We start from the raw sequence: 25,044 nt of genomic DNA on the forward strand, positions 1-25,044 counted from the left end.
TGCCGGGCCGTGCGGAACCGCCGTCCGCGGCGGCGGCGCTCCCCCGGCGACCGAACCGATCGGAAGGCCGACCACGATGACCGACACCGCCCTGCTCGTCATGGACGTACAGAACGTGATCATTCAGCGCGTCACCGACGACGGCTACCTGCCGCGGCTGGCGCGGGCCGTCGGCGCCGCCCGGGACGCGGGCGTCCCGGTGCTGTACGTCGTCATCGGGTTCCGGCCCGGCGACACCGACTACCACCCCGACAACAAGGTCTTCGGCCAGGACCGCGGGATGGGCGCCGCCCCCGGGGCCCTCGACGTGCACGCCGCCGTCGCGCCGCGCGAGGGCGAGCCCGTCATCACCAAGAAGCGGATCAGCGGCTTCGCCGGGAGCGACCTCGAGCTGGTGCTGCGCTCGAACGGCATCCGCCACCTGGTGCTGACGGGCGTCGCGACCAGCGGCGTCGTGCTGTCCACGCTGCGGGAGGCCGCCGACCTCGACTACCGGCTGACGGTGCCGTCCGACGGCTGCCACGACTTCGACGAGGAGGTTCACCGCGTGCTGACGGAGAAGGTGTTCCCGATGCAGGCGGACGTGACAACGATCGACGACTGGGTGCGGGGCCTGGCCTGACCGGACGCCCGGCCCGGCCGGGCGCCCGGCCGGTTCAGGGGCCTTCGAAGTCCTCGACACCGAACGGGTTGTCGATCGCGTACCGCCAGTAGCCGTCCTCGCCCCGGCGGGCGACGTCGGTGGCGGTGCCCCCCATGCGGACGGGTTCGCCGTCGGGGCCGGTGCCCTCGATCGTCCAGTCGACGATGAGGAGCGCGAGGTCCCCGTTGGCGTGGCAGTGCCGGGGACGTACGGCGATGGGGACGCCGAGCGCCTGCAGGCGGGCGTTCGCGGCGTGGGCGGCGTCGCCGGTCATCGGGGTGCCGAGGACGAGCATGCCACCGTCCTCGTAGACCTCGGCGAGGGCGGCGGGGTCGCCGCCGTTGAAGCGGTCGGCGAAGACGGCGGGGATGTCCTCGGGGCGTTCGGCGAGCGGGCGCATGGTGGATCCTTTCCCGTGGAGGGCGAGTGATCGAGACCGTAGGAGGCGGGTTCGTGGCTCACCAAACGGTTACCCGGCCGGGGTTGCCGGACGATCCGCGCGCGGGGGTCGTCGCGCCGGCGGCGGAGTGCCCGGTGGAGATCACGCTGGCCGCGCTGCGCGGGCGCTGGACGACGCTGGTGGTGCGGGAGCTGCTGCGCGGCGAGCGGGGCTACACGGAGCTGCGGGAGGCGCTGCCCCGGCTGTCGGACAAGGTGCTGTCCGACCGGCTCGCGCAGCTCGTCGAGGCCGGGGTCGCGGAGCGGCGGCGGCTGCCGGGACGCCCGGTACGGACCCGGTACGCGCTGACCCCGCGCGGGCACCGGCTCGGGCCCGTCCTGCAGGCCCTCTGGGACTGGGGCGCCGGACGCTAACCGGCGAGCGACCGGACGATCGCGGCGGCGGACGCGTCGGGTGCGTGCCGCCAGGACGTCCCGGCCCACAGGTTCACGGCGTCCGCGTCACCCGCGGCGGCGGCGGCCTTCCGCAACGGCGAGGTGACGAAGTGGACGTCCGGGTACGCGGCCGGGGCGTGGGCGTCGTGTTCGGTGAGGAACCGGTTGACGAGACCGCGCGCCGGGCGACCGCTGAACGCGCGGGTCACGGCGGTCGAGGTGAACCGCGGGTCGGCGAGCGCGGCCCTGTGGACGGCGCTCGCCCCGCTCTCGGTGCAGCGCACGAACACGGTGCCGGCCTGCACGGCGACGGCTCCGAGCCCGAGGAGTTCGGCGACGTCCGCACGGGTGGCGAGGCCCCCGGCGGCGATCAGCGGGCGGTCGGGGACGGCGGCCCGCACGGCGGCGAGGAGCTCGCGCACCGGCAGGCCCTCGCCGCGGGTGTTCGTGAAGGACGCCCGATGCCCACCGGCCTCGGATCCCTGCAGGCAGAGGGCGTCCGCCCCCGAGGTCTGCGACGCCTGCAGGGCCTCGTCCACGCTCGTGACGGTGACGACGACGGTGACGTGCCGTCCCTGCAAGGCCCGGACGACGTCCCGGGAGGGGGTTCCGAAGGTGAAGCTCACGTGGTCGGGCGGGCTCTCGAGCAGCTCGGCGATCTTCGCGTCGTAGCCGTCGTCGCGGGCGGCGGGGTCCGGGGTGCCGAGGGCCGCGCCGAGCCGTTCGGCTTCGGGGGCGAGGCGGGCACGGTAGGCGGCGACGGCGGCGGGGTCGACGGCGTCGCGGGACGGCATGAACACGTTCGTCCCGAAGGGCCGGGACGTCAGCTCGCGGGTCCGGTCGATCTCGGCGCGCATCGCGGCGGCGCTCTTGTACCCGGCGGCGAGGAAGCCCAGGCCCCCGGCCGCGGAAACGGCGGCGGCCAGTTCGGGCGTGGACGGGCCGCCCGCCATGGGCGCTTGCACGATGGGAAGCTCGGACCACATGCCCGTGACCGTACCCGGGGAATCACGGCCGGGACGGCAGGGTTCACGTTCCATGAACCGATGATCGAGAAAGGCCGGGATGCGCGTTCTGCTGCACTACGACATGGATCACGCCGCGCCGGGGCTGGACGTGGCGAGCTGCCCGGAGGAGGACGAGGCGCGGTTCGCCGAACTGCTGCCGGACACCGAGGTGATCTGGCACGTCCTGCGCCCGCTGACCGCCGCCGACATGGACCGGGCGCCGAAGCTGCGGCTGATCCAGAAGCTCGGCACCGGGGTCAACACGATCGACCTGGACGCGGCGGCGGAGCGCGGCATCGCGGTCGCGAACATGCCGGGGCGCAACGCGCAGGCGGTGGCGGAGACGAGCCTGCTGCTGATGCTGTCGGTGCTGCGCCGGGTCGTGACGTTCGACGCCCGCACCCGCCGGGGCGAAGGCTGGCCCGCCGGCCGCGCGCTGACCGGCGGGGAACTGCGGGGCCGGACGGTCGGGCTGCTCGGCGGCGGCGAGATCGCGAGCCTGCTGCACGGGATGCTGGAGGCGATCGGCGCCCGCGTGCTGTACACCTCGCGGCGCCCGCGCCCGGAGGATCCCGACTGGCGCGAGCTGGACGAGCTGCTGCGGGCGAGCGACGTCGTGTCGGTGCACGTCCCGCTGACCGGCGAGACGCACCACCTGCTGGACGCGCGGCGGCTCGCGCTCCTGCCGGACGGCGCGATCGTCGTGAACACGGCGCGCGGTCCGGTGGTCGACGAGGCGGCGCTCGCCGCCGAACTCCGCACCGGACGGCTCGGCGGCGCGGGCCTCGACGTGTTCGAGAGCGAGCCGGTCGATCCGGCGAACCCGCTGCTGGCGCTGGAGAGCACGGTCGTGCTGCCGCACGTCGCGTGGCTGACGCGCGAGACGTGGGACCGGTACTTCGAGGTCGCGGTGGAGAACTGCCGCCGCCTGGAACGCGGCGAGGACCTGCTCCACCGCGTCCGCTGACCGCCCGCGGCCGGGTCAGCCGCCGGGGATGAGCACCGGCTTGACGACCTTGCCCGAGTGGGCGTCGGCCTCCGCCGCGTTGATCTCGGCGAGCGGGTAGGTGGCGATGAGCCGGTCGAAGGGGAAGCGGCCCTGCCGCCACAGCTCGATCATCTTCGGGATGAACGTGTGCGGCACGGCGTCGCCCTCGATGATCCCCTTGACCGTCCGGCCCATGAGCAGGAGGTTCGCGTCGAGGCGGTACTCCCTGGCGCCGACGCCGACGACGCCGCAGACGCCGTGGGTGCGCAGCGACGCGACGGCGGTGGCGACGACGTCCGGGACGGCGGTGGTGTCGAGCGCGTACCGGACGCCGCCGCCCGTCAGCCCCCGGATCTGCCCGGCCAGGTCGTCGTCGGCGCCGTTCAGCGTGTGCGTCGCGCCCAGCTCCCGCGCCAGCTCCAGCCGGGACTCGTGCAGGTCGACGGCGATGATCGTGGCGGCCCCGGCGACCCGGGCGGCCATCACGGCGGCGAGCCCGACCGCGCCCGCGCCGAACACCGCGAACGTGTCGCCGGCCCGGACGCCGAGCGCGATCAGCGCGGACCCCGCGCCCGTCTGGACGCCGCAGCCGAGCGGGCCGAGCCGGGCGAGGTCGTCCGGCGCGAGGTCGCGGGTGACGGGCACGACGTTGCGGACGGTCCCGAGCGCGTGGGTCGCGAACGACGACTGCCCGAACCACCGGTTGTGGACGGCCGTCCCGGACGCGTCGGTGAGCCGCGTGACGCCGTCGAGCGGGACGGCGAGCATGTTGTGCGCGGCCATCTGCGGGCAGAAGCCGGGGTGGCCGTCGCGGCAGTCCGTGCAGGTCCCGCACGAGTCGAACGACATGACCACGTGGTCGCCCTCGGTGACGCCGACGACGCCGGGCCCGGTCGCCTCGACGATGCCCGCGCCCTCGTGGCCGAGCACGGCCGGCTTCGCGACGAGGTCGCCGGGGATCCGTCCCAGCTGGTCGGTGTGGCACATGCCGGTGCCCGCGATCCGGACCAGGATCTCGCCGGGACCGGGGTCGGCGAGGTCGAGGCTCTCGATCGTGAACGGGGCGTCGAAGGCCCGCAGGACGGCGGCGTCGATGTGCATACGGGCTCCTCGGGAGGGCGGGGGCGAGGGTCGAGGGGAGGGGACGCTCAGGTCAGCTTGTAGCGGAGGGGGAGGTGCTTCAGCCCGCCGACGAACGTCGTCGCGATGCCCTCCGGCTCCCCCGCGAGCTCGACCGAGCGCAGCCGCGGCAGCAGCTCCTCGAAGAACGCGCGGACCTCGATGCGGGCCAGGGCGGCGCCCAGGCAGTAGTGGACGCCGAACCCGAACGCCAGGTGCTTGTTCGGGTCGCGGCCGACGTCGAACCGGAACGGGTCGTCGAAGACCTCCTCGTCCCGGTTCGCGGACGGGTACGACAGCAGCACCGCGTCGCCCTCGCGGATCGTGGCGCCGCGCAGCTCGTAGTCCCGGACGGCGGTGCGCATGAACTCCTTGACCGGCGTCGTCCAGCGGATCATCTCGTCCACGGCGAGCGGCATCAGCGAGAGGTCGGCGCGGAGCCGGTCGAGCTGATCGGGGTTGTCAACCAGCGCGTGCATGCCGCCGGCGATGGTCGCGCTGGTGGTGTCGTGCCCGGCGGTCGCGATGATGACGTAGTAGGACGCGGTGTCGAAGTCGTTCAGCGGCTCGCCGTCGACGCGGGCGTTCGCGATGGCGGAGGCGAGGTCGTCGGTCGGGTTCGCGCGGCGCGCCTCGGTGAGCCCCTGGAAGTAGGCGAAGAAGTCCATGAGGACCTGGATCTGGTCCTCGTTGCTCTCGCCGCGCCGCCGCTCGTCGTCGTCGCCGCCGAACAGCTCCTGCGTCAGCGCCAGCATCCGGTCGAAGTCGCTCTCGGGCAGGCCGAGCAGCGACAGGATGACGTACAGGGGGAAGTGGACGCTCACCTCCCGGGCGAAGTCGCACTCGCCGCCCAGGTCGACCATCCGGTCGACGTACCGCTTCGCCAGTTCCCGGACGCGCGGTTCCAGCGCCCGCATGGCGCGCGGCCGGAACCAGTCGGCGCCGATCGCCCGGATGACCCGGTGGTCGGGGTCGTCCATGTGGACGAGGGTGCGCAGCGCCATGCCCTGCTCGGCGCGCTGCCGGTTCAGCCGGTCCATCTCGGCGGTCGCGAGCAGCGGGCGCGGCGCGTTGAGGAAGAGGTCGTGGGCGCGCTCGATCTCCATGACGTCCGCATGCCGGGTGATCGCCCAGAACGGGTTGTAGCCGGGCGCCTCGACGCGGTGGACGGGCGCCTCGCGGCGCAGCAGCGCGAGCGCGTCGTGCAGCCGCCGCTCGTCGGCGTACGCCTTCGGCTCGGCGAGCGCGCGGCCCGCCTGTTCCACGGTCAGGGTCATGCATCGACTCCCTCGGTCGCGACGGCCGCCCGCACACTAGGGAACCTAGGACCCGAATCCCGTTCGGTCAACGTTCGCGGGGCGCCACGTCACCGTGTCGCGCGCGCGTTGTTCACAGGTCGCCGAAGTCACCGTGCCGTCCGTGCCCGGCCGTGAAGCGGCGCGCCCCGGTCACGGCCTCGCGGAGCGAGCCGAGCCCGTGCCGGTACTCGGCGGCGAGCGCCTCGTCCTCCGGGAGCCCCGCCGCGTCCAGCACGGACGCCCGGTCGCCCCGCAGGCACGCCTGCGGGAACCGCGCCAGCTCCCCGGCCAGTTCCTCGGCCGCCTCCCGGCCCGTCCCGGACGGGACGAGCCGGTTCGCGAGCCCGATGTCGAGCGCCTCGCGCGCGTCCACCGGCCGTCCGGTGAGGATCAGGTCCATCGCCCGGCCCTCCCCGATCAGCCGCGGCAGCCGCACCGTGCCGCCGTCCACGAGCGGGACGCCCCAGCGGCGGCAGAAGACCCCGAACACCGCGCCCTCCTCGGCCACCCGCAGGTCGCACCAGAGCGCGAGTTCCAGCCCGCCCGCGACCGCGTGCCCGGCGACGGCCGCGACGACCGGCTTCGACAGCCGCATCCGGGTGCAGCCGAGCGGCCCGTCGGCGGGCGGCGGGTCGACGCGCGGGCTCCGCGGGGTGCCGATCGACTTCAGGTCGGCCCCCGCGCAGAACGTCCCGCCCTCGCCCCACAGGACGGCGGCGCTCGCCGCCGGGTCCGCGTCGAACTCCCGGAACGCCGCCGCGAGTTCCGCCGCCGTCGCCGCGTCCACGGCGTTGCGCGCCTCCGGCCGCGACATGATCACCGTCGTGACGGCGCCCCGCCGCTCCACCCGCACGCCCATACCGTCGCTCCTCCGCCCGTCCGCCGTGGCCGGTCCGCCGCTCGCCCGTCCGCCGTGGCCGGTCCGCCGCTCGTCCGTCCGTCGTGACCGGTCCGCCGCTCGTCGGTCCGCCGCTCGCCGGTCCGCCGCTCGTCAGGCGTCCGTGAAGGCTCCGCCGACGAGGTCGTCGAACCGCTCCAGATCCTCCGCCGGACCGCCGATGCCGCGCAACGGGTCCCGGTCGGCCAGGTGCGCGTTCGCGTACAGGCGGGCGACGAGCGCCTTGCGGTCCGTGCCCGCGTCCGCCCGTTCCCACCCGGCCTGCTCCAGCAGCAGCGCGGCCGCGTACACGTCCGCCATGTACTGGGCCAGCGGGTAGAGCCGCGCCTCGGCCACGCTCTTGTCGAGGCCGCGCCACACGTCGATGGCCTCCCGGAGATCCCCGACGCGCCGCCGGACGAGCGCCGCCGTGGCGTCGTCCCCGGACGGCGCCCGCGCGGCGGCCTCCGCCACCCGGTCGAGGAACGGCTCGTGCGCGTCCTGCCGCTCGATCCCGCGCCGCACGTCCAGGCACAGGATGTTGTCGCCGCCCTCCCAGATCGGGTTGACCTGCGCGTCCCGCAGGATCCGCGCCACCGGCCACTGCTCGATGTACCCGTTCCCGCCGTGCGCCTCGATCGCGTCGCTCGCCGCCGTCACGCCCAGCCGCGCCGCCCGCAGCTTGACCAGCGGCGCGCCGATCCGCAGCGGCGTCAGGTACCCGTCGAACACGAGCGCCTGCGCGGCCTCGGTCTCCACGACCAGCTCCGCGAGTTTGCGCCGCATCAGCGGCTGCTCCGCCAGCGGCGCGCCGAACGCCTCCCGCGCCCGCGCGTAGCAGAGCGCCTCGACGAGCGAGCGCCGCGCGCAGCCGAGCCCCATCGTCGCGATGCCGAGCCGGGCCCCGTTCGTCAGCTCCATCATCCGGGCGAGCCCCTTGCCGTCGCCGCCCGCGCCCGCACTCGATCCGGGGGCCAGCAGGAACGCCTCCGCGCCGGTGAACTCGATCTCCGCGCTCGCCACCGACCGGGTGCCCAGCTTGTCCTTGAGCCGCCGGATCCGCACACCGTTGCGCGTCCCGTCCCGCCGTTCCCGCAGCACGAGGAACGGCGCGATCCCCCGCACCCCGTCCGCCGCTCCCTCCGGCTTCGCGAGCACCACGAACGCCGACCCGTTCGCGTTCGACGCGAACCACTTGAACCCGTCGAGCCGCCACGCGTCGCCGTCGCCGTCGCCGTCCCGGACGGCCGTCGTCTCCAGCGCGCCGAGGTCCGACCCGCCCGACCGTTCCGTGAGCAGCTGCGCCGCCTCGCCGGAGAACGCCCCGGCGGCGAACAGCTCCCGGACCCGCTCCTTCACGTCGTCCGGCGCGAACGCCTCCGCGAGCCGGGCGACCATGTCGCCGCCCGTGCCGAGCGCGCACGCCATCCCGATGTCGGCCTGGTCGAGCAGGTAGCTCCACGCGACGCCGAGCGCCACCGGGTTCGCCCCCGCCGCCTTCGCCTCCCGGACGAACTCGGGCCGCGTGAACGACGTCGCCACGATCTCCCGCCGCGCCGCCTCGAACGACGGCGGCATCACGACCTCGCTGACGTCCCGTCCCCACCGGTCGTACTTCTCCAGCCGGGGCGGGTTCCGGTCGGTCTCCTCGGCGGACCGCGCCACCGGGCCGCCCATCAGCGCGCCGAGCTCCCGCAGCCGCGGCTCGGCCCAGCCGAAGCCGTCCCCGAGGTGGCGGCGCATCAGGAACCGCAGCGTCGGATCGGACTCGTACCAGTTGCGGCCCACCGCGCCCCGGTACCGCTCGGTCGCGTACCGGCGGGCCTTCTCCTCGTCACCGAAGGGGAGCCGGTCCACCGGCTCGATCAGGTAGCTGCCCATGCGCTCGACATTACATCCATCCATCACGTGACTAAAGACTTGTAATGCCCGGGCTCCCGATAAAGTCGTCGGCAACCATGGAGATCCGGGCCCTCACCGCACGGTCGGTGGTCCTGAGCACCCTGCTGGGCGTCCATCCGCCCCGCCTGCCGGTCCGCCACCTCGTCCGCGTCGGCGCCCTGTTCGGCATCGCCGACGGGGCGATCCGCGTCGCGCTCTCGCGCATGGTCGCCGCCGGCGACCTCGTCCGCACCGGCGACCGCTACGCCCTCACCGACCGCCTCCTGGCCCGGCAGGCCCGCCAGGACGAGGCCCGCACCCCCCGCACCCGCCCCTGGGACGGCGCCTGGGAGATCGCCGTCATCACCACCGACCGCCGCCCCGTCGCCGAACGCACCGCCCTCCGGCAGGCCATGTCGAACGTCCGGCTCGCCGAACTCCGCGAAGGCGTCTGGATGCGGCCGGCGAACCTCCTGCGCGCCCGTCCGGACATCGCCGTCCGGCAGTGCACGTTCATCGAGGGCCGCCCCGAAGGCGACCCCGCCGACCTCGCCGCGACCCTCTGGGACCTGGACGGCTGGGCGGCGCCCGCCCGCGAACTGCAGGCCGCCTTCGCCGCCGCCGACGGCATCGTCGACCGCTTCACGATCGCCGCCGCCGGCGTCCGCCACCTCATGGACGACCCGATCCTGCCCGCCGCCCTGCTCCCCGCCGACTGGCCCGGCCCCGCCCTCCGCGCCCAGTACGAACGCTTCCGCACCGACTTCGCCCGCCTGCTCAGCGACGAGGTCCTCACCTGACGCCCGTCCTCCCCCGGAACACCGGTGACGCGTGAGGCAGCAGGGAGGCATGGGGCAGCATGGACGCATGACGACTCTGCCGCTGAGCCCCGACGAGCTGCTGACCACCACCCGGGCCGTCCGCAAGCGCCTCGACCTCGACCGTCCCGTCCCGATGGAACTGATCCGCGAATGCCTGGAGATCGCCGTCCAGGCGCCGACCGGCAGCAACGCGCAGGGCTGGCACTGGATCGTCGTCACCGACCCCGGCAAGCGCCGCGCCATCGGCGAGGTGTACCACCGCTCCTACTCCGCGTACGCGACGTCCCGCGCCTCGGCCGGCGAGCTCTACCAGGACGACCCCGACCGCGCCGAGGTGCAGCGCCGCGTCAGCGACAGCGCCACCTACCTCGCCGAGCGCATGGCGGACGTCCCCGTGCTCGTCATCCCCTGCCTGCACGTCCCCGGCGGCGAGCTGCCCGGCGGCAACCAGGCCGGGTTCTGGGGCTCGCTCCTGCCCGCCGTGTGGAACTACGCCCTCGCCGCCCGCGCCCGCGGCCTCGGCACCGCCTGGACGTCCCTGCACCTCGTCTACGAGAGCGAGGTCGCCGACATCCTCGGCATCCCCGGCAACATCCGCCAGGGCGCCCTGATCCCCACGGCGTACTACACCGGCGACACCTTCAAGCCCGCCCCGCGCGCTCCCCTCGACACCGTCCTCCACCACGACACCTGGTGACGGCGGCCGCCACCGGGCTCACCGGGCGTCCGCGCCGGTCCTGAAGCGGGCCGGGGTGGTGCCGAAGGCCCGGCGGAAGGCGTGGACGAACGCGCTCGGGCCCGCGTAGCCGCATTCGGCGGCCACGGCGGTCACCGGACGGCCGGACGCCAGCAGGACCAGCGCCCGGTGCAGCCGGACCTGCGCCCGCCACTGCGGGAACGTCATCGCCATCTCCTCCCGGAACAGCCTGCTCAGGGTGCGTTCGGACGCCCCTGCGGCGCGGCCGAACTCGGCGAGGGTGCGGCCGTCGGCGGGGTCGGCGGTCAGGGCGTCCGCGACGGCGCGCAGGCGGTCGTCGGCGGGGGTCGGCAGGTGCAGGGGCAGTTGCCGCACCTCGCGGAGTTCGTCGAGGGCCACGCGGTGCAGGTCGGCGCGGCGGCGCGCGTCCAGGTCGTCCCGTCCGGTCAGCGCGACGACGACCTCGCGCAGGAGCGGGGAGACCGCCAGGACGGCCGGTCCGGCGAACCCCGGCACGCCGACCTCGAAGTTCACGGTGCGGAGCTGGGTCGGCCCGTGGGCGCGGTGGGCGTGCGCGACTCCGGCGGGCAGCCACACGGCGCGGTGCGGCGGGACGATCCAGGTGCCCGCGTCCGTCGACACCTCGAGCACGCCGTGGCTCGGGTAGGCGACCTGGTGGTGCGGGTGCTCGTGGCGCGGGACGCGCTCGCGGTGCGAGAGCCGCAGCAGAGGTCGGCGGTTCGGCGACATTGGTCGGCAGGATATCGCTAGCTCGCACCGCCGGACGGTCGTGATCCTGGACGGGTGGCAACGATCACGAAGAGCGAGTCGCCGTCCGTCGTGCGGCGCATGAGGACGTGGGCCGCCGTCCACGCGGTCGACGACCTGTACCAGGGGCTCGTGCCCGCGGCCGTCCCGTACTTCGTCCTCGAACGCGGCTACAGCTACGCCGCCGCGGGCGGGCTCACCCTCGCGGCGACGCTGGGGAGCGCGCTGCCGCAGCCGCTGATCGGCCTCGCGGTGGACCGGTTCCGGCTGCCGCGACTGGCCGCGGGCGGCGTGCTGCTCGCCGGCGCGGGCTTCGCGCTCGCCGGGCCCGCCGGGCCGTACCCGCTGGTCATCGCGCTGCTCCTGCTGTCGGGGCTCGGGACGGCGATGTTCCATCCGGCCGCCGGGAAGGCCGCCCGGGACGCGGCCGGGGACAGCGTCACCGGCATGAGCGTGTTCGCGGCGGGCGGCACCGTCGGGTTCTTCCTCGCGCCCGTGCTGGCCGTGCCCGTGCTGGCCTCGTGGGGGCTCGGCGGCACGGTGGTGTTCCTGCCACCGGCCGTCCTGGCGGCGTTCGTCCTGGTCAGGAACGCGCGACGGCCGGAGCGCGGACGGGGCGCGGCGGCCGGAGGGCGCGACCGGTGGGGGCCGTTCGCGACCCTGACGGCGATCACGGTCGTGCGGTCCGCGGTGTTCTCGGCCGTCGCGACGTTCATCGGCCTGTACTGGATCGGGCACCTGGACGGCTCCCCGGCGCTCGCCGGGACGGCGCTGGCGTGCTTCCTCGGCGGCGGCGTCGCGGGGACGGTCGCGGGCGGGCGCCTCGCCGACCGGGTGGGCCTCGTCCGGACGATCCAGATCGGCGCGGCACTCGCCGTCCCGATGCTCGCGGGCCTGCGGCTCGCCCCCGGCCCGTACGCGCCGCTGGCGTTCGCCGTCCTGGCAGGGCTCGCGGTGAACGTACCGTTCGCCGTGCTGGTCCGGCTCGGGCAGGACTACCTGCCGGGGCGGCCCGGCACCGCGGCGGGCATGACGCTCGGCCTCGGCGTCAGCGTCGGCGGCCTGCTCACGCCGCTGTTCGGCCTGGCCGCGGACGCGCACGGCACGCCGCTCGTGTTCACGCTGCTGTGCCTCGTCCCGCTCGCCGCGCTCACCCTCGGCCTCCTCCTGCCCGACAACCCCGAAGCTTCCATGTGACCTGGGGATATGTCACGCTGGAAACCGGGACCGAGCGGCACCGCGCCCCGTTCCCCCTCGCGCGGCGACGCCCGGACGCGAGAGGAGGAACGATGCGGAAGGTAGCCGACTGCAGGGACATGCCGAGCGAGTCCGGCTGCAGCCTCGTGATCAGCGGCGAGGAGGACGAGGTCGTCCGCGCGGCCGCCGAGCACGCGGTCTCCGTGCACGGGCACACCGACACCCCCGAGCTCCGGGACGAGATCCGGCGCGGCCTCAAGGAGGAGCACCTGACCGCCCGGTAGCGGCTCAGCAGCCCGATCCGGCGATGACGAAGTAGCCGGGGGACGTCTCCTTCAGCGTGCGGGTGACGAACACGTTGTACAGGCCCATGTTCTCGTTCGAGCCGTTGGCGTACACGTAGCCGCCGCTGGTGCGCGCCCGGCCCGCCGCCACGTGCGCGTAGTTCGTCGCGGTGAAGCACCTCGGCTGCGCGCCGGTGGTCGTCGCGGTCACCGGCGCCGACGCGGGCCCCGGACGTCCCTCGGCGTCGACCGCCGCGACCGTGTACGCGTAGGACGTCCCGGGCGCGAGCCCCGTGTCCGTGAACGAACCCGACGCGGACGTCCCGGCGTTCGCGCCGTCCCGCCGGACGACGTACGACGCGGCCCCGTCGACGGTGTCCCACGCGAGCGACACGCCGGCGTCGGACGTCCCGGTCACGTGCAGGCCACCGGGGGCCGGGAGCGTCCCCGGCGGTTCGGTGTCGCCGTCGAGGCCCCAGAACACGGCGGTGTGGTGGCTGGAGCAGATCGTGTCGAGGAAGTACGCGCCGGCCGTGCCGCACTGCTCGGCGCCCGATCCCGGATCGACCGGCAGGCCGTGCCCCATCCCCGCGATCGAGTACACCTCGACCGCGCCGCCGTAGACGCTCCGCGTGGTGCCGCCCGGCAGATCGTGCGTGCTCGACGGCGTCCGCGGCACGCCGTGCACGTCCGTCCACTGGTCGCGCAACTCGTCGGCGTTCACCGGACGGACGGTGTAGTCGGCCGTCCCCTGCCAGATCGCCACCCGAGGCCACGGCCCCGCGTAGCCCGGGTGCAGCCCCCGCGCCCGGTCGCCCCACTGCTCGGGCGTGAGGCCCTGGTCGTTCATCTGGCAGCTCGTCGCCTGCAGCAGGCTCGACGCGCACGCCGCGGGCAGCCCGGCCCCGATCGAGCCCCCGGCGAAGACGTCCGGGTACGCGGCCAGCAGGTTCGCGGTCATCCCGCCCCCGGCCGACAGCCCGGTGACGAACACCCGCGCGCCGTCGGAGCCGAGCCGCCCTTCGGCGTCCGACACCATCTGGACGATCGACGCGGCCTCGCCCCGTCCGCGCCCGTAGTCGGCGGGCTCGAACCACTGGAAGCACCGCTGGATGTTGTTGGCCGTCGTCGTCTGCGGGTAGACGACCGCGAATCCCCAGCGGTCGGCGAGTTCCGCCCACCCCGAGTGCGCGTGGTAGGCGTCCGCGCTCTGCGTGCAGCCGTGCAGCGCCACGACCAGCGGCGCCCCGGACGGCAGCCCGGCCGGGACGTACTCGAACATCTGCAGGTTGCCGGGGTTGGAGCCGAACCCGGTCACCTGCCGGTAGGTACCGGCGGCCGCCGGCGCGGGCGCCGCGGTGGCGACGGCGCCCAGGGGGAGGAGGAGGAACAGGACGGCGAGGAACCTGATCAGTCGGGCGGGGAGGCGCATGAGAACTCCCGGTTCGGGGGACGATCGCCGCCATCGTCCGCCCGCCCCGTGACGGGCGACACGTGCCCGCCCCGCACCTTTCCGCCGCCGCGTATGTGCGGGCCGAACACCTCCGATCGGCCGAACACCTGGCAAGGCCGGGCCGGGCCGTCGTTGAATGTTCGGCGTGGACAGCCCCAGGGGTCCGGCGCGGACGATCGCGCGCACCGTCACCCTCGCCTCGTTCGTGCTCGCGTGCGCCGTCACGGCCAACCAGGTCCTCAGCGAGGGCAAGCTGAGCTGGAACTGGCTCTACGTGGCGTGGGCGGTCGCCGTCCTCGGCGCCCTGTACGCCGAGGTCCTCAGCCCCGGCGCGCCCCTCGCCGAGGGCGCGGGCGGCGACCCCCGCGGACGCCGCCGGATGTACCTGCGCCAACTGCAGGCCAGCGTCGCGGACATGGAAACGGTCGGCATCGCCACGCAGGGCGAGTTCGCGCTCGGGCTGCGACAGGTGTACGTGGAGGTCAGCCTGGCCCCGCAGCCGCTCCAGGACACGGCGGACGAACCGTACCTCGGCCACCTCGGCCGGACGGGCGGGCCGGTGGGCGAGCGCCGCCCGCTGACCTCGTTCCTGCACGACGGCACCGGCCAGGTGTTCGCGATCATCGGCGGGCCCGGTTCCGGGAAGACGACGCTGATGCGCGAGACCGCGCTCGACCTCTGCCACCGCCCCAGGCCGTGGGAACGCTCGCGCCAGCGGGCGGTTCCCTTGCTGCTGTACCTGCGCGACCACGCGCACGCGATCCTCGCCGGCGATCCCCCGGACCTCGCCGAGGTCGCCGCCGACGCGGGCTGGGTCGCCGGACGGGTGCCCGCGGCATGGATCCGGCAGCAGCTCGACCGCGGCCGGTGCCTGGTGATGCTGGACGGGCTCGACGAGGTCGCCGACGAGGACCAGCGGGCCCGCGTCGTCGCATGGACGCGGCGGCAGATCGAACGTTTCCCCGGTAACCACTTCCTGCTGACGTCCCGCCCGCACGGCTACCTTTCGAACCCGCTGCCGTCGGTGAACGTGCTCCAGGTGCGCCGATTCACGGGCGAGCAGATCGGGCAATTCCTGCACAACTGGTACTACGCGATCGAGTGCCGGGCGCAGGGCGCCTCCGGTCGGCGTGTCCAGCAGCAGGCCGAACTGAAGGCCGACGACCTCATCCGGCGGCTCCGCGACCGCCCGGCCCTCTACGACCTGGCCGCCAACCCGTTGCTCCTGACGATGATCGCCAACGTGCACCGGTACCGGGACGCGCTCCCCGGCAGCCGCGCCGCCCTCTACGGCGAGATGTGCGAGGTTCTCGTGCACCGCCGCCAGGAGAAGAAGGGGCTGCCCGACCGGACCGGGCTGCGCGGGCCGCAGAAGGAGCACATCGTGCAGCGCCTCGCGCTGGCCATGATGCGCGGCAGGGTCCGCGACCTCACCGTCGCGGACGCGTGCGCCGCGATCGACGCCGATGTGCGGCGCGCGTCCGCCGAACTGCCACCGGAGGACTTCCTCGCCGAGGTCAGCCGGAGCGGGCTCCTGGTCGAACGGGAGCAGGGACGGTACGCGTTCGCGCACCTCACGTTGCAGGAATACCTCGCGGGTGCCGCGCTGGTCGGCGGGGGGTCCGCCGAACTCGCCGAGCTGGTGGACGCCGTCGACGATCCCTGGTGGCGCGAGGCGACGCTGCTGTGGGCCGCGAACGCCGACGCGTCCCCGGTCGTCGCGGCCTGCCTGCAGTCGGGAACGGCACGAGCGCTCGCACTCGCCTTCGACTGTGCGGACGAGGCCCGCAGCCTCGAGCCCGAACTGCGCACGGCTCTCGAGGACATGCTGGCCCACGATCCCGGTGACGCGGATCCCGAACGGCAGCGGTTGATCACGGCGGTGAAGGCGGCCCGTGCTCTGCGAGAGACGATCCGGTTGACGGACGACACCGCCGTGTGCGCCCGACCGGTCACGAACGAGCTGTACGCGTTGTTCTTGCAGGCGGAACGGGCCGAGGGCCGTTACCATCCCGATTCCCCGGGGCACCGGGCGTCCGGCGAACCGGTCGTGGGCATGTGGGCCGAGGACGCCGAACGGTTCGTGGCGTGGCTCAACGGGCTGTTCGCAGACGGCACGACCTACCGGTTGCCGACCCCCGGCGAGCTCACGGACCCGGCGATCGGGCTGGTGTCCGGTCTCGACGGCCATCGCGTGTGGTCACGGGACGACGGCGACGTCCGGCTGCACGTCCCGTCCGGCGTCCCGTCCCCGCCCGCACCGGACGCCGAACGGTTGGGCGCGTACCTCCTGCTCGACCTGCGCCACACGTTGCCGTACCTGCGCCTCGCCCTCGCTCCCCCCGACCCCGCCCGAGTCGATGCCTACGGGGAGCTGTTCGAGAGCCTGAAGGAGCAGCCCTTCGGGGAAGACTCCGACAACCTGCGGCCCACGCTGCGGCTCTTCCTGCTCCTGACGATGGCACGCTCGCTGACCTCCGCCCTGACCGCGATTCGGGCCTCCGTGGCTCTGGAGCCCGCCTGGACGCGGCGCCCGCCGGCACTCGCGCTCGCGCGGCACCTCGAAACCACGCGCATGCTGGCCGCTTACCTCGACGTCCACGTCGACCTCACGCTCGATCACGACCTCGACCACGCACTCGACCTCGTGCTGACCGCCGACCGGAGCATCGGCGGCGTCCAGGACCCGGATCGCGTCGTCGCCCTCACCGTCGACCGCGCCCGCGCGCTCGACCGGCTCCGCCCGTACCTCCACGACCGCGGGACGGTCGAAACCCTGGCGCGGGCGCTTCACCGCACCGTCGGCCTCGCGCGCCGCCAGCACGAGGGCAACCGCTCCAACACCCTCCCCGATCTCGGCGCCATCCTCGACACCGTGCGAGAGAGGACGCGACGCATCGTCCATGACCTCACCGCCGGAACGGGCGACGGATCCCCCTTCCCGGGCGACGTCATCGGAACCGGTCAGGACCTCCAAGCCGTTCTCGAGGCGACCCTGGGCAAGCTCCGCGTCCACCTCCGCAACCGCGCCCGCACCTTCGGATTCGGGCACGATTTCGATGGCGTCCGCGAGTTCGACCTCGCGTTGCCCCGCGTCCGTGGGCTCCTCCTGGCCCATGACCACGACATCGATGAGGAGACCGTCCGCGACTCCGCCAGGTCCCTCGTCAGCAGTCGTTACCGCCACCGCGTCCGCGTCCTCGGGCTCGACATCGACCTCGGACGCGAACTGCAGCACGTGCTCGCGCAGGACAGCGACCTCGACACCGCCTTCCGAGCCGGCGGCACCTTGCACGCGGCAGGCCACCAGGCCACCGACTACGTGTCGGCCTCCGCGACCGCGCTCGACGGCACCGTCCGCCAGAACGCCATAGCGCGCGACATCGGCCATCGGCAGGACCTGGTGGCCGCCTACCAGCGCCTCCTGGGACGCTGGCGGTACTCCCACGATCGAGGCACCGTTCTGGGGTTCGCCGAGTTCCTCGCCTCCCTCACCTCCGAAGCGGGGACGCGGACGCCCGAGCCGGTGGGCGCCCTCTTGCGATCGGCCTGCGCGCTGCTGAACACCCCGTCCGCACTCGCCCAGGCCCCCACAGAACGGCTTTCCGCAGCAACGCGACTGGTCCTCCACGCCCGCTCGCTGGTCACGCCGCTCCTGTCCCGGGTCATGCCCCTTGACGGCGAGGACCTCGGGTGCGCGCGGATCGAGCTGCTCGCGGCGGCCACCATGCTCCGGGACGCCAGCCAAGCGGACATGGCCGAACTCCTCACCGAGGCGGTACGCAACCTGATCGCGCTCCAAGCGCAGAGCGACGACCCGCAGCCGTCCGGCGAAGTGCTCCTGCTCATCCACGCGTGACCCCGCCGCGGACTGGCGGGACTGGTCAGCCGCATCAAGGAAAGCGAGCCGAACCTGACGTAACCGTTCCCGTTGAGAGACGGTGGTGGGGCATGACGAACGTGAGCGATGCGTCCTGGCGTAAGAGCAGCTCCAGCATGGCGGTGGCGGCGAGTGCGTCGAACCGGCCGAAGTCGCAGCGAGCATCGTGGGAGTCCGGGACAGCGAGAACCCCACCGCCGGGCTCTGCACCCGACCCGTCGCGAACGCGCCACGCTCGTCGGGCGTATCGAGGACGGCGCTTTCGGCCGAGCCGGGCCGCGCGTGGCAGCGAGGCAGGGTGATCGCACGGCGCCTTCCGGGGAGGGGCCGGCACCCCGGCGGTGTCCGGGCGGCGTCGGGTCCGTCACCTGGGAGCATGGTCCTATGACGACGGTCGTGCGGGTACCGCAGTGGCAGGGGGCCGCGACCGAGCGGGCGCGGCTGCTGCCCGACGGTTCCGGGCTGCTCGCCCGCGCGGTGCCGGGCGGACGGATCGTGCCGGTGCGGGTGCCGGACGGTGCGGGCACCGCACGTGACGGCGTCCGCGCGCTGGACGTCCTGATCGAGGTCGCGGGCGGGGTGCGGGCAGCCCTGGCGGGGGCCGGGAGCCCGACGGTCGTCACCGGCGGCGACTGCGGGGTGGAACTGGAGCCGGTCGCGGCGGCGTCGGCACGGTACGGCGACGCGCTCGCCGTCGTGTGGTTCGACGCGCACGGTGACCTGAACACCCCGGAGGGCTCGCCGTCCGGCGCGTTCCACGGGATGGTGCTGCGGACGCTGCTCGGCGAGGGCCCGGCGGAGCTGGTGCCGTCGCGCCCGCTGCGTCCGGGGCAGGTCGTGCTCGCGGGGGTGCGGGCCCTGGATCCGGACGAACGGGCCTTCATCTCCGCGAACGGCATCGCCCGCGTGGCGGTGCCGGACATCGACGGGCTGGTCGAGACGGTCGCCGCCACGGGCGCGTCGGCCGTCTACGTGCACGTCGACCTGGACGTCCTGGATCCGGGCTCGTTCCGGTCCCTGAACTGCCCCGAGCCGGGGGGCCTGGCGCCGGAGGCCCTGGCGGTCGCCGTGCGGGCCCTGACCGGCCGGTTCGTCATCGCGGGCCTAGGGGTGACCGAGTACGCCCCGGTCGCCCCGCGAGACCGGGAGACGGTCGACGCGCTCGTCGCGGCGTTCACCGATCCGCTGGTCGCGTCCGGATGACCTGCGACGATGGACGCATGGACGAGGAAGTCATCCCGATCCTTCGCGTCGAGGACGCCGCGGCGGCGGTCCGGTGGTACGGGCGGCTGGGGTTCGCCGCGGAGTGGGAGCATCGCTTCGAGCCGGGGCTCCCGGCGTTCGTCGAGATCGCCCGGGGGACGTGCGGCTGTTCCTGTCCGAGCACGCGGCCGACGCGCGTCCGGACACGCTGGTCTACCTCCGCGTCCGGGACGTCGACGCCATCGCGTCCGAGTTCGGGGTGCGGACGGAGGACGCCCCGTGGGCACGCGAGATCGAGCTGCGCGACCCGGACGGCAACCGGCTCCGCATCGGCACGCCGACCGGGTAGCGGGACCGGCGCGTGCGGCTCAGGCCACGCAGTCGGGCCGGTCGGCGGAGTCGGGGGCGGCCCGGATGACCTCGCCTTCTCCCTGTTCGAGATCTTCAAGGTTGCGGACCGTTCGTGATCGTGCGCCGTCGTCCTCTGGGCATATCGGCTCACGAGGGGGGATGGCACATGGCGAGCAAGCTGATCGTGGGGATGTTCGTGTCCGTGGACGGGGTGCTGCAGGCGCCCGGCGGGCCGGGCGAGGACGAGTCGGGCGGGTTCCGGCAGGGCGGATGGGTCGCCCCGCACACGGACGAGGGATTCGGGCGGATCGTGGGGGCGTGGTTCGAGCGCGCGGACGCGCTGCTCCTCGGCCGCAGGACGTACGACATCATGGCCGCGTACTGGCCGAACGTGCCGGAGGAGGACGGCGCGTTCATCAACGACATCGCGAAGTACGTCGCCACGCACCGTCCGATGACGGCGGAGTGGCGCAACACCGAGGTGCTGGCGGGCGAGGCGGCGGAGACCGTCGCGGACCTCAAGGCCCGCACCGACGGCGTGATCATGGTCGAGGGCAGCGGCGACCTGCTGCGGACCCTGCAGCGCGCGGACCTGGTCGACGAGTACCACCTGGTCACCTTCCCCGTGGTGCTCGGCCAGGGCAAGCGCCTGTTCGAGAACGGGACGCCGCCGGCCGCGCTCAGGCTCACCGAGACGCGGGCCACCGACGCGGGCGCCGTCTACACCGTGTACGAGCGGGCGGGCGAGCCGGTGTACGGCACCGTCGGCTGACGCGCGGCGGGGCGACCGGGCACGGCCCGGTCGCCCCGCCGGTCCGTCACTTCACGGTGACCAGGGTGTGCATGCCCTTGGCGCCGAGGCGGACGCCGTCGGTCAGGTCGAACACCCACGTGATGAGCGCGTACCGGCCGGGCTCCAGCGGCGCCTGCAGGACGACCGTCCGGCCGTGCGACAGCGGCGGGGTGCCGACCGGGTCCCCGGCGAACGGGGGCTCGATCCACTCGCCGCTCTCGGCGGCGTCCCAGAACTCCTGCATGTCCGCGCGGGTCGTCCCGGGGCGGACCGGGACGAAGATGGCCTCGTTGACCTGCCGCATGTGGTTCGTCAGCAGGATGGGTGCGCCCGCCCTGATCTCGGACGGCACGTGGAAGCGGGGCCCGGACGGCGTCCGGGACATGCCGACGAACGCGCCCGGACGGGGCGCGTGCCCCCGGTGCCGTTCGCGCTGGACGGTCAGTTCGTGCAGGGCCTCGGGACCGGGCGGGGTGCCGTCCTCGAAGTCGAGGTAGTCGAGCAGGTAGTAGGTGCCGGGACGCAGCCGGGCGGTGAACGTCGTCGTCCGTCCGGGATGCGACTGGGCGCCGCCGAGCAGTTCGGCCTCGTCCATCAGCGCGTTCCCGGCCGGTACGGCGACCTCGGGGTCGCCCGAGAAGACCTTGCCCAGGTGGTCGGTGAAGCTCGCGGGGGACGTGCCGGGGTGCAGCCGGACCAGGCCGATCATGCTGCCGAGATCCCCGGTCGCGGTGCTGCTGACCCGGAACGACGTGGGTCCGCTGGTGTGGGTCGCGGGGGCGGTGAAACCGCCGTCGCCCGCCTCGACCTCGATGACCGGGGCGGTGCGGGCGGCCTGCGCGGGGGCGGGGAGCGCGGTCACGCAGAGCACGGCGGCGGCGACCAGTCCCAGGATCTTTCGCTGCTTCATCGGACTTCCTTTCCGGGGGTGCCTGTGCCCTGGACGGTAGGAGTCCGGTCACGCGGTGCGGCAGAACCTGCGGATGTATCCGCCGGTGTCCCGTGTGACGCGCCGGTTGTACGCGCCAGATCCTCTCGTACAACGAGAGACTCGCCGGTGGCGCGTTTTCCGAGGACGGAGCGCCATCCGGCTTGACCTCAACCTTGGTCGAGGTCGTTGGATCGGTGATGGCGGCGACTTCCGCGCCGTCTCGGATAGCGGAGGGCATGAACATGACGAACGACGTTCTCGTGGTGGGCGACATCTCGGACGAGACGCGGGCCGCGGTGACCGGCGTGGTGAAGGCCCTCGAGAAGGCGTTCAACGACAAGGACGCCGCGGCGCTCGCCGGTCAGTTCGCCGAACGGACGTCCTGGTCGAACGCGATGGGCACCCGCCTGGACGGGCGCGCGGCGATCGAGGAGTCCAGCGGCCCCGCGATGCGGGACTTCCTCCGCGACTCGTACGCGCGGTACGACGTCGTGAAGCTGCTGGAACTCGCGCCCGAGGTGATCGCGGTGAACGTGGCGCAGGAGCCCACCGACGGCGCGGGCACCCCGGTCGCGGGCGCCCGCGGCGCGACCCTCTACGTGATCGCCCGGCAGCCGGACGGGTGGAAGATCGTGGCCGGCCAGAACACCGCCGTCGAGCCCCCCACCGCCTGACGGCCGTCGACGAACGGTCCGCTCGGTGGCAGTGAAGGCGACCGGTGCCACGAATTCACGACATCACTCCCCGAACACACTCATGTCCTGATCGTTATCGGGCGTCCGGTTCGGGTTGATCATGCGGGGAAGGGACTCCTCCGGCTGAGGAGGTCCGCATGACGACGGTGTTGCCTTGACGACGGTGTTGCGCGGGATGGTCCGGCGGAAGCCCATCGAGGAGATCGAGGACGAGACCGAGACGTCGGGCCTGCGGCGGACGCTCGGGCTCTGGCAGCTCACCGCGATCGGCGTCGGCGGCATCATCGGCGCGGGCATCTTCTCGCTGGCGGGCGCGGTCGCGAACGAGAAGGCCGGGCCCGCGGTCCTGGTCTCGTTCCTGGTGGCGGGGATCGCGAGCGCGGCGGCGGCGTTCTCCTACGCCGAGTTCGCCGGGCTGATCCCGAAGGCCGGGTCCGCGTACACGTACGGGTACGCGGTGCTCGGCGAGTTCGCCGGGTGGGCGATCGGCTGGGACCTGCTGCTGGAGTACACCGCGATCGTCGCCGTCGTCGCCATCGGGCTGTCCGGGTACTTCAACGACCTCCTCGAGTTCATGAGCGTCGAACTGCCGCTGTGGATGAGCGGGGCGCCGGGCACCGAACCCGACGGGGTCGCGGGCGGCAGCTACAAGGTGAACCTGTTCGCCGTGATCCTGTGCCTGCTCATCGCGTGGGTGCTGAACCTCGGGATGAAGAACGCCGCGCGGTTCGAGACCGTCCTGGTGTACCTGAAGGTCGGCATCGTCCTGCTCGTGATCGTGGTCGGCGTGTTCAAGATCCGGTCCGACAACTACGACCCGTTCTTCCCGTTCGGGTGGGGCGGCGCCTTCACCGGCGCCGCGACCGTCTTCTTCGCCGTGTTCGGCTACGACGCGATGTCGACCGCGGCGGAGGAGTCGCGGGAGTCGCGCAAGCACATGCCGAAGGCGATCCTGCTGTCCCTCGCGATCGCGATGGTGCTGTACGTGCTGGCGACGCTGGTGCTCACCGGCATGGTCGACTACCGCGACATCGACCCGGACGCGGCGTTCTCCTCGGCGTTCGACTCGGTCGGGCTGGAGGTCGTCGGCGCGGTCATCGCGGTCGGCGCGATCCTCGGCGTGCTGACCGTGCTGTTCACGTTCATGATGGGCGCGACCCGCGTGTGGTTCTCGATGAGCCGGGACGGGCTGCTGCCGCGGTGGTTCGCGAAGACGCACCCGGTCCGGCACGTCCCGTCCCGGATCACGTGGATCGTCGGGGCGGGGTCGGCGCTCATCGCGGGGTTCCTGCCGATCGCGGAGGCCGCGGAACTCACGAACATCGGGATCCTGCTGGCGTTCATCGTCGTCTGCATCGCCGTGGTCGTGCTGCGGTACCGGCGCCCGGACCTGCCCCGCGAGTTCCGGACGCCGGGCATGCCGGTCGTGCCGCTGGTCGGCGTCGTGTTCTCGGTCTGGCTGATCACGTTCCTGCAGTGGCAGACCTGGCTGCGGTTCGCGGCCTGGTTCGCGCTCGGCTGCGTGATCTACTTCGTGTACAGCCGCCGGCACTCGCTGCTCAATCGAAGGTGATCACCTGGCGGACGGCTTCGCCGGTGTGCAGGCGGTCGAAGCCGGCGTTGACGTCGTCGAGGGTGAGGCGGCCGGACAGCAGCGCGTCCACCGGCAGGTTCCCGTTGCGGTACATGGAGATGAAGCGCGGGACGTCCCGGCGCGGGACGCACGAGCCGAGGTAGCTGCCCTTGAGGGTGCGCTCCTCGGCGACGAGGCTCAGCGCGGGCAGCGTGACGGGCTTGCCGGGGTCGGGCAGGCCGACGGTGACGGTCGTCCCGCCCGGCCGGGTCGCGGCGTACGCCTGCTCGAGGACGGGGACGACGCCGGTGGTGTCGATGACCTTCTCGGCGCCCCCGCCGGTGATCTCGCGGATCTCCTCGGTGGCGTCCGGGCCGCCCGCGACCGCGTGGGTCGCGCCGAGGCGGGACGCGAGGTCGCGCTTGTGCTCGACGACGTCGACGGCGACGACGGTCGCGGCGCCGGCGGCCTTCGCGGCGAGCAGCGCGGCGAGGCCGACGCCGCCGAGGCCGAGCACGGCGACGCTGTCGCCGGGCTTGACGTCCGCGCTGTAGAGGGCGGCGCCCGCGCCGGTGAGGACGGCGCAGCCGAACAGGGCGGCGGTCTCGAACGGGAGGTCGGCGTCGACCTTCACCGCCGAGCGGGCCGAGACGACCGTGTACTCGGAGAACGCGGAGACGCCGAGGTGGTGGTTCGGGCGGGTGCCGTCGGGCGCGGTGAAGCGCTGCGCCCCGCTCAGCAGGGTGCCCGCGCCGTTCGCGCGCGCGCCGGGGCCGCACAGTGCGGGGCGTCCGGCGACGCAGCGCTCGCAGTGCCCGCAGGCCGGGACGAACGCGAGCACGACGTGATCGCCCGGTGCGAACTCGGCGCCCTCGCCGGCCTCGACGACCTCGCCGGCGGCCTCGTGCCCGAGCGCCATCGGCAGCGGCCGCGGCCGGGAGCCGTTGATCACCGAGAGGTCGGAGTGGCAGAGCCCGGCGGCGCGGACCCGCACGAGCAGCTCGCCGGGGCCGGGCGGGTCGAGCCGCAGGTCGGCGATCTCCAGCGGGCGGGAGTCGGCGTAGGGGGCGGGACGGCCGGACTCGACGAGGACGGCGGCGCGCGTCGCGGTCAACAGGATTCTCCGTTCGGGGCGGTGAGCTTCTCCATCTCGGTGCGGACGGCACCGGTGATCGGGGTGGGCCGGCGGGTCTCCCGGTCGACGAAGACGTGCACGAAGTGCCCCTGTGCGACGAGGACGCCGTCGGACGCGCGCAGCATCCCGATCTCCCAGCGGACGCTGGAGCCGCCGAGCCTCCCGATGCGCAGCCCGACCTCGATCGTGTCGGGGAAGGAGACCTCGGCCTTGTACTCGCAGTGCGACTCGACGCACAGCCCGATGGACGGGGACGTGGCGGGGTCGAACCCGGCGGTCCGGATCATCCACTCGTTGATGACGGTGTCCATCAGCGAGTAGTGGACGACGTTGTTGACGTGGCCGTAAACGTCGTTGTCCTTCCACCGCGTGGGGACGGTCTCCCAGAAAAGGTACTCGCCGGTCATGAGGGAAACCCTATGGTCGGCGGGGGGACGGCACAGCATCGGGCCCGCGCAACGGTGACCGTGCAAGGTGTCACGCGGGTGCGCGTTGTGCCGCTGCCCAAGGAAGGCGGAAGCGGCGCTCACCCGGCCGCGAGGAAAGGTTCTGAGCACGATCCCGGCCGGGTGAACGCCGCCTCCAGGCGGCGCCCGCGTCCGGGCGCCGCCCGCTA

Annotated in this window: 24 protein-coding genes and 1 pseudogene; 14 read left to right on the plus strand and 11 right to left on the minus strand. The window is 73.7% G+C overall.

Going from position 1 to position 25,044, the window contains the following annotated elements; translation table 11 throughout:
- The first annotated feature begins 76 nt into the window (after positions 1–76).
- On the plus strand, positions 77–622 hold the full coding sequence (locus tag F7P10_RS17635; protein ID WP_151010335.1) for a cysteine hydrolase family protein: 546 nt from the start codon (positions 77–79) through the stop codon (positions 620–622).
- A 34-nt stretch (positions 623–656) separates the two neighbouring features.
- Here F7P10_RS17635 and F7P10_RS17640 read toward each other — a convergent pair whose 3' ends face one another.
- Entirely contained in the window at positions 657–1,043 is a 387-nt protein-coding gene (locus F7P10_RS17640) for a DUF4440 domain-containing protein (protein WP_151010336.1), read from the minus strand.
- A gap of 134 nt (positions 1,044–1,177) precedes the next feature.
- On the opposite strand from F7P10_RS17640, the gene F7P10_RS17645 reads away from it, so the two are divergent.
- Entirely contained in the window at positions 1,178–1,456 is a 279-nt protein-coding gene (locus F7P10_RS17645) for a helix-turn-helix domain-containing protein (RefSeq protein WP_254716669.1), read from the plus strand.
- Here F7P10_RS17645 and F7P10_RS17650 read toward each other — a convergent pair.
- Positions 1,453–2,463, minus strand: coding sequence for a nitronate monooxygenase family protein (locus F7P10_RS17650; protein ID WP_151010338.1), 1,011 nt, complete (start codon positions 2,461–2,463; stop codon positions 1,453–1,455). The genes F7P10_RS17645 and F7P10_RS17650 overlap by 4 nt on opposite strands.
- A gap of 79 nt (positions 2,464–2,542) precedes the next feature.
- On the opposite strand from F7P10_RS17650, the gene F7P10_RS17655 reads away from it, so the two are divergent.
- A complete protein-coding gene (locus tag F7P10_RS17655; protein WP_218040553.1) occupies positions 2,543–3,451 on the plus strand; it encodes a 2-hydroxyacid dehydrogenase in 909 nt (302 codons plus the stop codon).
- A 15-nt stretch (positions 3,452–3,466) separates the two neighbouring features.
- Here the strand turns inward: F7P10_RS17655 and F7P10_RS17660 are convergent, their stop codons facing one another.
- From F7P10_RS17660 to F7P10_RS17675, 4 genes are all read right to left on the minus strand, one after another.
- Entirely contained in the window at positions 3,467–4,573 is a 1,107-nt protein-coding gene (locus F7P10_RS17660; protein ID WP_151010339.1) for an NAD(P)-dependent alcohol dehydrogenase, read from the minus strand.
- A gap of 47 nt (positions 4,574–4,620) precedes the next feature.
- On the minus strand, positions 4,621–5,868 hold the full coding sequence (locus F7P10_RS17665) for a cytochrome P450 (protein WP_151010340.1): 1,248 nt from the start codon (positions 5,866–5,868) through the stop codon (positions 4,621–4,623).
- A 112-nt stretch (positions 5,869–5,980) separates the two neighbouring features.
- Positions 5,981–6,748 carry a crotonase/enoyl-CoA hydratase family protein gene (locus F7P10_RS17670; RefSeq protein ID WP_151010341.1) on the minus strand — a complete coding sequence of 256 codons (768 nt, stop codon included), beginning with the start codon at positions 6,746–6,748 and terminating at the stop codon, positions 5,981–5,983.
- A gap of 132 nt (positions 6,749–6,880) precedes the next feature.
- Entirely contained in the window at positions 6,881–8,647 is a 1,767-nt protein-coding gene (locus F7P10_RS17675) for an acyl-CoA dehydrogenase family protein (RefSeq protein ID WP_151010342.1), read from the minus strand.
- Between the two features lie 77 nt (positions 8,648–8,724).
- On the opposite strand from F7P10_RS17675, the gene F7P10_RS17680 reads away from it, so the two are divergent.
- Positions 8,725–9,447, plus strand: coding sequence for a PaaX family transcriptional regulator C-terminal domain-containing protein (locus F7P10_RS17680; protein WP_176611517.1), 723 nt, complete (start codon positions 8,725–8,727; stop codon positions 9,445–9,447).
- 67 nt (positions 9,448–9,514) lie between these two features.
- On the plus strand, positions 9,515–10,165 hold the full coding sequence (locus tag F7P10_RS17685; protein WP_151010344.1) for a nitroreductase family protein: 651 nt from the start codon (positions 9,515–9,517) through the stop codon (positions 10,163–10,165).
- Between the two features lie 18 nt (positions 10,166–10,183).
- Here the strand turns inward: F7P10_RS17685 and F7P10_RS17690 are convergent, their stop codons facing one another.
- On the minus strand, positions 10,184–10,915 hold the full coding sequence (locus tag F7P10_RS17690) for a helix-turn-helix transcriptional regulator (RefSeq protein ID WP_151010345.1): 732 nt from the start codon (positions 10,913–10,915) through the stop codon (positions 10,184–10,186).
- A 54-nt stretch (positions 10,916–10,969) separates the two neighbouring features.
- Between F7P10_RS17690 and F7P10_RS17695 the strand changes: the two genes are divergently transcribed.
- On the plus strand, positions 10,970–12,130 hold the full coding sequence (locus tag F7P10_RS17695; RefSeq protein ID WP_254716670.1) for an MFS transporter: 1,161 nt from the start codon (positions 10,970–10,972) through the stop codon (positions 12,128–12,130).
- A 92-nt stretch (positions 12,131–12,222) separates the two neighbouring features.
- A complete protein-coding gene (locus tag F7P10_RS17700) occupies positions 12,223–12,414 on the plus strand; it encodes a DUF1059 domain-containing protein (RefSeq protein ID WP_151010346.1) in 192 nt (63 codons plus the stop codon).
- Between the two features lie 4 nt (positions 12,415–12,418).
- Here F7P10_RS17700 and F7P10_RS17705 read toward each other — a convergent pair whose 3' ends face one another.
- Complete coding sequence (locus tag F7P10_RS17705; RefSeq protein WP_151010347.1) at positions 12,419–13,846, minus strand: PHB depolymerase family esterase; 1,428 nt, start codon at positions 13,844–13,846, stop codon at positions 12,419–12,421.
- 166 nt (positions 13,847–14,012) lie between these two features.
- Here F7P10_RS17705 and F7P10_RS17710 point away from each other — a divergent pair, with 166 nt between their 5' ends.
- The 5 genes and pseudogenes from F7P10_RS17710 (at position 14,013) to F7P10_RS17730 (ending at position 20,073) form a co-directional block, all read left to right on the plus strand.
- The gene (locus tag F7P10_RS17710) at positions 14,013–17,726 is read left to right on the plus strand and encodes an NACHT domain-containing NTPase (protein WP_176611518.1); all 3,714 of its coding nucleotides are present in this window, start codon (positions 14,013–14,015) and stop codon (positions 17,724–17,726) included.
- A gap of 405 nt (positions 17,727–18,131) precedes the next feature.
- Complete coding sequence (locus F7P10_RS17720; protein ID WP_151010349.1) at positions 18,132–18,950, plus strand: arginase family protein; 819 nt, start codon at positions 18,132–18,134, stop codon at positions 18,948–18,950.
- A 17-nt stretch (positions 18,951–18,967) separates the two neighbouring features.
- Positions 18,968–19,051 (plus strand): annotated as a pseudogene (locus tag F7P10_RS44410) (VOC family protein); the annotation flags it as partial.
- Positions 19,052–19,110: 59 nt separating this feature from the next.
- Positions 19,111–19,299, plus strand: a complete 189-nt coding sequence (locus F7P10_RS44415; RefSeq protein ID WP_254716879.1) for a hypothetical protein — start codon at positions 19,111–19,113, stop codon at positions 19,297–19,299.
- A gap of 168 nt (positions 19,300–19,467) precedes the next feature.
- The gene (locus tag F7P10_RS17730; protein WP_151010350.1) at positions 19,468–20,073 is read left to right on the plus strand and encodes a dihydrofolate reductase family protein; all 606 of its coding nucleotides are present in this window, start codon (positions 19,468–19,470) and stop codon (positions 20,071–20,073) included.
- Positions 20,074–20,119: 46 nt separating this feature from the next.
- Here F7P10_RS17730 and F7P10_RS17735 read toward each other — a convergent pair whose 3' ends face one another.
- Positions 20,120–21,004: a hypothetical protein gene (locus tag F7P10_RS17735; protein ID WP_151010351.1), complete on the minus strand. Its 885-nt coding sequence runs from the start codon at positions 21,002–21,004 to the stop codon at positions 20,120–20,122.
- A 263-nt stretch (positions 21,005–21,267) separates the two neighbouring features.
- On the opposite strand from F7P10_RS17735, the gene F7P10_RS17740 reads away from it, so the two are divergent.
- The gene (locus tag F7P10_RS17740; RefSeq protein WP_151010352.1) at positions 21,268–21,699 is read left to right on the plus strand and encodes an SgcJ/EcaC family oxidoreductase; all 432 of its coding nucleotides are present in this window, start codon (positions 21,268–21,270) and stop codon (positions 21,697–21,699) included.
- A 184-nt stretch (positions 21,700–21,883) separates the two neighbouring features.
- Positions 21,884–23,293, plus strand: a complete 1,410-nt coding sequence (locus F7P10_RS17745) for an amino acid permease (protein ID WP_254716777.1) — start codon at positions 21,884–21,886, stop codon at positions 23,291–23,293.
- Here the strand turns inward: F7P10_RS17745 and F7P10_RS17750 are convergent.
- Entirely contained in the window at positions 23,280–24,407 is a 1,128-nt protein-coding gene (locus F7P10_RS17750) for a zinc-dependent alcohol dehydrogenase family protein (protein WP_151010353.1), read from the minus strand. The two genes, F7P10_RS17745 and F7P10_RS17750, sit on opposite strands and share 14 nt — an antisense overlap.
- Positions 24,404–24,835, minus strand: coding sequence for a thioesterase family protein (locus tag F7P10_RS17755; protein ID WP_151010354.1), 432 nt, complete (start codon positions 24,833–24,835; stop codon positions 24,404–24,406). The genes F7P10_RS17750 and F7P10_RS17755 overlap by 4 nt, the downstream gene beginning before the upstream one ends.
- Between the last annotated feature and the right edge of the window lie 209 nt (positions 24,836–25,044).

The organism is Actinomadura sp. WMMB 499 (genome assembly GCF_008824145.1).
Classification (GTDB): Bacteria; Actinomycetota; Actinomycetes; order Streptosporangiales; family Streptosporangiaceae; genus Spirillospora.

What these genes read in the sequence shown, in the direction of transcription:
- F7P10_RS17635 (WP_151010335.1), top strand. Translation starts at nt 77, where the DNA reads ATGACCGACACCGCCCTGCTCGTCATGGACGTACAGAACGTGATCATT.
- F7P10_RS17640 (WP_151010336.1), bottom strand. Translation starts at nt 1,043, where the DNA reads ATGCGCCCGCTCGCCGAACGCCCCGAGGACATCCCCGCCGTCTTCGCC.
- F7P10_RS17650 (WP_151010338.1), bottom strand. Translation starts at nt 2,463, where the DNA reads ATGTGGTCCGAGCTTCCCATCGTGCAAGCGCCCATGGCGGGCGGCCCG.
- F7P10_RS17655 (WP_218040553.1), top strand. Translation starts at nt 2,543, where the DNA reads ATGCGCGTTCTGCTGCACTACGACATGGATCACGCCGCGCCGGGGCTG.
- F7P10_RS17660 (WP_151010339.1), bottom strand. Translation starts at nt 4,573, where the DNA reads ATGCACATCGACGCCGCCGTCCTGCGGGCCTTCGACGCCCCGTTCACG.
- F7P10_RS17665 (WP_151010340.1), bottom strand. Translation starts at nt 5,868, where the DNA reads ATGACCCTGACCGTGGAACAGGCGGGCCGCGCGCTCGCCGAGCCGAAG.
- F7P10_RS17670 (WP_151010341.1), bottom strand. Translation starts at nt 6,748, where the DNA reads ATGGGCGTGCGGGTGGAGCGGCGGGGCGCCGTCACGACGGTGATCATG.
- F7P10_RS17675 (WP_151010342.1), bottom strand. Translation starts at nt 8,647, where the DNA reads ATGGGCAGCTACCTGATCGAGCCGGTGGACCGGCTCCCCTTCGGTGAC.
- F7P10_RS17680 (WP_176611517.1), top strand. Translation starts at nt 8,725, where the DNA reads ATGGAGATCCGGGCCCTCACCGCACGGTCGGTGGTCCTGAGCACCCTG.
- F7P10_RS17685 (WP_151010344.1), top strand. Translation starts at nt 9,515, where the DNA reads ATGACGACTCTGCCGCTGAGCCCCGACGAGCTGCTGACCACCACCCGG.
- F7P10_RS17690 (WP_151010345.1), bottom strand. Translation starts at nt 10,915, where the DNA reads ATGTCGCCGAACCGCCGACCTCTGCTGCGGCTCTCGCACCGCGAGCGC.
- F7P10_RS17700 (WP_151010346.1), top strand. Translation starts at nt 12,223, where the DNA reads ATGCGGAAGGTAGCCGACTGCAGGGACATGCCGAGCGAGTCCGGCTGC.
- F7P10_RS17705 (WP_151010347.1), bottom strand. Translation starts at nt 13,846, where the DNA reads ATGCGCCTCCCCGCCCGACTGATCAGGTTCCTCGCCGTCCTGTTCCTC.
- F7P10_RS17720 (WP_151010349.1), top strand. Translation starts at nt 18,132, where the DNA reads ATGACGACGGTCGTGCGGGTACCGCAGTGGCAGGGGGCCGCGACCGAG.
- F7P10_RS17730 (WP_151010350.1), top strand. Translation starts at nt 19,468, where the DNA reads ATGGCGAGCAAGCTGATCGTGGGGATGTTCGTGTCCGTGGACGGGGTG.
- F7P10_RS17735 (WP_151010351.1), bottom strand. Translation starts at nt 21,004, where the DNA reads ATGAAGCAGCGAAAGATCCTGGGACTGGTCGCCGCCGCCGTGCTCTGC.
- F7P10_RS17740 (WP_151010352.1), top strand. Translation starts at nt 21,268, where the DNA reads ATGACGAACGACGTTCTCGTGGTGGGCGACATCTCGGACGAGACGCGG.
- F7P10_RS17755 (WP_151010354.1), bottom strand. Translation starts at nt 24,835, where the DNA reads ATGACCGGCGAGTACCTTTTCTGGGAGACCGTCCCCACGCGGTGGAAG.